We start from the raw sequence: 5,992 nt of genomic DNA on the forward strand, positions 1-5,992 counted from the left end.
TTTCGAACAGTTTGGTTGCCAATACGAGGGATTTCAGTAATAATTGCTTTGCTAGCTGCTCGTATTTTTTGTGTGGTTCTGTTTTTTTAGTCATTAACTTTATGATACAAGAATTCAGCTGCTAGCCCAATTGCTTAAAACCTATAAAGAAAAGAAAGCACATAGAACTGAACGTAAAATTGATCACTATATTTCAATAAAAGAAGATTATTGGCACAAATCAGTTATTTTACCAATGTTTATTGATAAATTTGTCTATAGTGTTACTAATTGGATTACTTCAATTAATGAGTTGAACGCAAAAGATATTAAAATTGAAAAAACACGTGATAATTTCAAAAAGGACATAAGAGAACTTTGTAGTCGAACGCACCTTCTGTGTACGGTTGATGAAAACGTAAGAGAAAATATCCGTATTTATTTGGATGAAATAAAAGATTGTGTAACCGCACATCTTAGTAATTTAAAAGAAGGAATAACTGTTAATAATGGAGGGTCTTCTATAAATGAAAAAATCCTAATAAAGATAGAAGAGATACTAAAAGAACTTATGAATGATCATAATAGTTTTATCTCTGATGATTGACAGAGTACAGACATTGAACTTTAAAAAACTATCCTAGAGGTCAATTAGTAAACAGTACCAATCATTATCCATCAGGATAACCGAGAAGAAAACCGATTAAGATACTCATCTATTTTCTGAAAACAAGCCTCCTCATCGCTCATAGCTTGATCTTGAAGCTTGTGGTATGTCTTCCAGTGCATACCTTTAGGCTTTTCAGGAAAGAGGTCACCTAAACTAGGCGATCCTCCTAACTTAGTTCTTCTACTTTGAGCCTTAGATAACAGCCGATCACAATAGCCTTCATGCTGAGATTGGTGGTTTAAACCATAACAGTGCCGACATAAAAAATATTTCCCTGTTACATAAATACAAGTCACTCTCCGATTACAATGTGTGCAAAGCAACCAGGTTCTTTTACCCCCATAATTACAAGGCGTGTAATCAAAGGACACAAACTGTTCCACTGTTTCCCACTCTGCAGAGCTATTCTCACGCATGTTGTAAATTAGCATAATTCCATTTTCTTTCACTTGGTAACTAATCGCGCCAGTTTGTTTCCCTTGACGACTCCAAGTTAATGACCCACTTTTACCTGCTTCTAACGATCCCTGTTTTTTTAAATATCGCACATCCACCGCATGTTGAGAATCAACCGTTGATTTACTTCCCCACCTCATCCAATTACCTGAACCCATACCACCCATTAAATACCTTCTTTATTTATTATCGAAATCATTAAGCAAATCACCTTTTCTAGTTTTCTTCAAAACCAAAGTTGCCAGTATAATTCCTGTTATGAAATGGCATCAAGTATCTTCAGCTTTAGAGATTCTGAATCCATATCATTATTAAGTAAAGCTACAATTATTTCTCCAAGCAGGTCTTTATCAATGCTACCTGCGGCAACATGATAACTAATATTTTCCATTTCTTGAATGAAATGACCAGAGCAATAAAGATAGCCATTAAATAATAGCATCTGGGCGCATAGTGTAATGGCGATACGCTTATTCCCATCTTCAAAACTATGAAACTTACACGCGCCAAAGAACAAATGTGTTAATTTTTCAGCAAAAGTTGGGTAATAATCGTCATTTTGAATATGTGACAACACACTTTCCAGCTTGCCTAACTCTAAATGTCCCATAGCACCGCCACCGCTTACTTCTACGGTTTTATGATGAATATCAACTACTTGCTCTAGCGTCAAGTAGATGATTGAAGAACTCACTCGCGATCCTTAAGACGTTTCATGACATCTTTAGCCTCTTCAAGGCGTTCTGCCAGTTCTTTACTTTTCTCGCCTAAGAAACGATCAAATTCTGCTCGTTGAAGCGGGGTAACATATTCTTCAAGCTTGTGATGTAAGGCATCACGAAAAGCCATATCTCGGCTTGCCATTTTATTACGTGCTTTTTCAATCAATGGTTTCCAATGGGGAAGTTTTTCAAAACGATTAAAAATGGCATCTACCTGCCATAAAGTTAATTTTTGTCCCTTGATTTTCATCTCTTCCTGTAACATTACACCAATGCCACACTCATAGGATGCAATTAAATCAAGGATTTCAGCATAGAAAGTGTCGCGTAATTTTTCTTTTTCATGAAGTTTTAATACCTTACGGTACTCTTGTGACTTTTCTCGAAAGATACTGACATAAATTTTATCAGTATAGAAAGGATATTTAGCATTCCCCATAGCAACACAATCACGTAAGGCATCGGTAAATTGCTTGCGATAATTCTCTCCTTCAAAAAAGGATTGAATAAAATCTTCATCCCGTTGATTTATGTACTTAGTACCACCTCCAGTACGCTGATTAATGGTATCAATAACAATATCAAGAATAGTTTGGCGTAATAATCGAGCACGCTCACTTTCTGCCATTAACATGGTGAGGTTAAGGAATGCCCGAAAATCAAAAACACCCAATTGAGGGCTCTTCGATATGTTCCCGAAATCTGTTTCGGGAACATCCATCGCCTTAATAGATAACTTTAATACTTTCAGTCGTTTACCCTTAACAACCTCGTAACCATTTTGTGCTAATTCTTGTTCATATTGGGTTAAATAATTTTCAACTGTTCGAACGGTTACCTCAAAAAAAGCAGCTACCTGTTCTTTTAATAAAACCGTTTTGTCCTCAAATGAAATCCCCTGAATCTGCGCTGCTTTCTCAATTTCTTGCAAGGCAAAAGGATTATTAAGGATATTCTGGCGATGAATGGCTGAGTTAGTTAAATCCTGGCTCATTATTTTTCACCCCATACACTGGCGATTTTATCTTTGATCTTTTGCTCAAACAGGATGATGAGCTCCTTGTTGGCATTAACTAATGATTGCTCTTTTTCGATTTGGGCGACGATTTTTTTCTGGGTTTCAAGGACTGGAAGAGGAATATCGAATTGTTTTAATGTAACAATAGTTAAAGCCTTATATGCTGCTCCAAATATGTACTTATCCATATGATTCATAAAAATATCATCAAGAATATATTTTAGATAGTTTGCCTCAATTACTTTGAAATCTTTTACCCATAACAAATTTCCATCTTTGAAATAGAATGTCCTCTCATCTGAAACCACCCATGAAATACCAATAGTACCAACTGCTGATACAAGTAATTCACCTTTTTGTGGGACACTAAATTTGCTTTTTATATCTTGGTATTTCTCGTTTGAGATAAATAATTCTAAACTAATGTCATTTCCTTGGCTTAATTCAACTACTTCTTTAGTTCTATAGAAAGGTATACCGTTTGATACATAGTCATCTTTATAAATTCTCTTACTCGAACTAACAGTAGCAACATCGCCTAACCTCACCACCTTCCAGTCGGGGTTGATTTGGATTTGGGGTTTGTAGTTCTCTACTACAGCACGAGCACCATCAATGATTTTCTGATAGCCTTCAATCTCCGCCACAATCTCCTGCTGGATTTTTAGTGGTGGGAGAGGAATTTTTCGTTGCTCCATACCACTTTTAGTAATATGAATCATGGCAACACCACGGCCACCATCAGCCTTTATATTTTCTGTATCGAAGTCGAGCAAATAAAAGAGAAACGTTTTGCTAATTTTATCTGAGGTTTCTATCTTCCAAATGTGATAATGATAGATTGCTTTCGGCCCTTCCCATATACGAGGACCAAATGAAGCCGACCACGCATATAATAAATCACCTTTATTACAATATTTATCTTCTGGTAATGTTAAATCTGAGTAGTACCAACTCTTATTGGAAAAAAAATTTCCAACCCTTAAAACTAGCGTAGGTCCTTCATCAAGTAATTCTTCTCTTTTATACGCTCGTCCATTAATAATTTTTGCGACCTCTTGCAACTCCACCATTTCATAATGCGTAATATTTAATTTAATATCCTCCCGATACCTATCTGCACTCAAATTCCATTCACCATTTTCGGCTATCTTTTCTTTTTCAACCTTCAGCACATTGCTGTAACAATCAGCATTAAAAGCGTCACCAGTCAAACAACTTTGATGAAAATCTTGCAAGGCGGATAGAGTTTCTGGCAGATTATTTTTATCAATCTTTCTTCTTTGAGCCCCCAGATCAAAACCATCATTTTCAACTTTGGCAAACAGCAGTGAATCACATTGTTTTGCTACTGCTTTGTCCATCAGCAAGATAGAGGTCTTCACCCCTGAGTAAGGCTGAAACACACCAGCAGGTAGAGACACCACGGCATAAAGATAATTTTTAACCAGCATTTCACGCAGTTGCTTATAAGCATTCTGGCTTTGAAAGATAATACCTTCAGGCACAATCACCGCTGCCCGACCGTTGGGGGTAAGGTGCTCGGCAATATAATCAACAAACAGTACTTCGGAGCGTTTGGCCTGTACGGAAAAACGCTTATGGGGTTTGATCCTCCCCTTAGGTGACATAAAGGGGGGATTTGCCAGAATAATATCACTGTGTTCATTCCAGTTATCTTCACTGGTGAGAGTGTCATATTCGCTAATATGCGGATCGGTAAAGCCGTGCAGGTAGAGGTTGACCAGTGAGAGTCGTACCATATCAGGTGATATATCATAACCTTTGATATTACTGGTTAGGCGTTTGCGCTCATCAGGTGTTAATCCAGCACCTTTACGTCCATTTTTGCTGTTAGCCTGTAAAATATGTTTCCAAGCTGAAATTAAAAAACCTGCGGTCCCACATGCTGGGTCAAGAATGGACTCGTCTTTTTTCGGGTCAATGACCGCAACCATAAAATCAATAATATGGCGCGGGGTTCGGAACATACCCGCATCACCTTGAGCACTTAATACTGAAAGCAAATATTCAAAGGCATCACCTAAGCGTTCCGAATGGTCATATTCAAAATCGTTGATGATTTTAAGAAAGCTTTTTAGTGTTTCTGGATCACGATAAGGCAAATAGGCATTTTTAAATATATCTCTAAACAAAGCTGGAATACCTTCGTTTTCAGGCATTTTTGTAATGGCTTCAGCATAGAGGTTTAATACTTCATGACCACCCATTGCAGGACTCATTAGTTTTGCCCAACCGTATTTGGAAAAATCACCGTTAAAAAATTTACGCTCACCACCTAGCTCTTCGGCCTCGGCATCCATATCATCCATAAATTTGTAGATCAGAGCGATGGTGATTTGTTCTACCTGTGATTTAGGGTCCGGAACCTTACCGACTAATATGTCGCGGGCAGTATCTATTCTTCTTTTTGTTTCGCTATCAAGCATATTTGTTATTTTCCGTTCAAAGCATAAACTGATTCAAAGGTATATAATCCTTGACGTATTCTGGAATAGTATTGCGCCAATCCTGCGGTACAGCTAAGAAGTCTTCCGTTGTAAAAGTAGGGTTCGTATTAAAATCCACGTAATCTTTTCTTTCTATAATATCTCTTACCTGGTTGTCTGTAATATAAGCTTTGAAGAAATATTTCATCGGGATAATGGCATGAGCATCATCAGGCTTGTAGTCAATAATAAATTTATCAAATTCTTCCTCTAACAATTCATTTTTAGATTTAAAGTGGTCAATTCTACCAAAGGTTTTTTCTATAATTTCTTGTAGTCCCAAGCGTCGATCTACTCCTGCAGCTTTTCTTAACCTGAAGTTTCCTAATTTTTAGCGCACACAAACATTAGTAAAGGCTAATTTTGAAAAATATTACCATTAACTAATATAGGTGAGTTGCATTATCGAAAAAAAGATATATTACCTAAATCCTGCAAGCATTATACACAATAAACATGAAAACCCCATATTAAACAATGATATAATATCAGTTTCTCTGATTTTACTACCTCATTGTTTTAATGACGTCCACAAAAGTATCAAAATCCTCATTTCGTGTCCGAAATCGTACACGCTCAGTCAAAATATCTTCCACTGCACATGGATTGACGAGCCAGGCCGGACTTATTCCAGTCG

General features: G+C 36.9%; 6 protein-coding genes. 1 reads left to right on the forward strand and 5 read right to left on the reverse strand.

Features of this window, described 5'->3' with window-relative positions:
• The first annotated feature begins 130 nt into the window (after positions 1-130).
• Positions 131-586: a hypothetical protein gene (locus BTHERMOSOX_RS08685; RefSeq protein ID WP_138120686.1), complete on the forward strand. Its 456-nt coding sequence runs from the start codon at positions 131-133 to the stop codon at positions 584-586.
• A gap of 71 nt (positions 587-657) precedes the next feature.
• On the opposite strand, the gene BTHERMOSOX_RS08690 is transcribed toward BTHERMOSOX_RS08685, so the two are convergent.
• The 5 genes from BTHERMOSOX_RS08690 to BTHERMOSOX_RS08710 all read right to left on the reverse strand — a co-directional run bounded on the left by BTHERMOSOX_RS08690 (position 658) and on the right by BTHERMOSOX_RS08710 (position 5,638).
• Positions 658-1,245: a hypothetical protein gene (locus tag BTHERMOSOX_RS08690; RefSeq protein WP_212744640.1), complete on the reverse strand. Its 588-nt coding sequence runs from the start codon at positions 1,243-1,245 to the stop codon at positions 658-660.
• Between the two features lie 116 nt (positions 1,246-1,361).
• Complete coding sequence (locus tag BTHERMOSOX_RS08695) at positions 1,362-1,799, reverse strand: type II toxin-antitoxin system death-on-curing family toxin (RefSeq protein WP_249360662.1); 438 nt, start codon at positions 1,797-1,799, stop codon at positions 1,362-1,364.
• Complete coding sequence (locus tag BTHERMOSOX_RS08700) at positions 1,796-2,821, reverse strand: DNA-binding protein (RefSeq protein ID WP_138120688.1); 1,026 nt, start codon at positions 2,819-2,821, stop codon at positions 1,796-1,798. Before BTHERMOSOX_RS08700 ends, BTHERMOSOX_RS08695 begins: the two co-directional genes overlap by 4 nt.
• Positions 2,821-5,295, reverse strand: coding sequence for an N-6 DNA methylase (locus BTHERMOSOX_RS08705; protein ID WP_138120689.1), 2,475 nt, complete (start codon positions 5,293-5,295; stop codon positions 2,821-2,823). Before BTHERMOSOX_RS08705 ends, BTHERMOSOX_RS08700 begins: the two co-directional genes overlap by 1 nt.
• A 16-nt stretch (positions 5,296-5,311) precedes the next feature.
• On the reverse strand, positions 5,312-5,638 hold the full coding sequence (locus tag BTHERMOSOX_RS08710) for a hypothetical protein (RefSeq protein WP_138120690.1): 327 nt from the start codon (positions 5,636-5,638) through the stop codon (positions 5,312-5,314).
• Between the last annotated feature and the right edge of the window lie 354 nt (positions 5,639-5,992).

The sequence above is a fragment of the Bathymodiolus heckerae thiotrophic gill symbiont genome (assembly GCF_900128515.1).
Lineage (GTDB): Bacteria > Pseudomonadota > Gammaproteobacteria > PS1 > Pseudothioglobaceae > Thioglobus_A.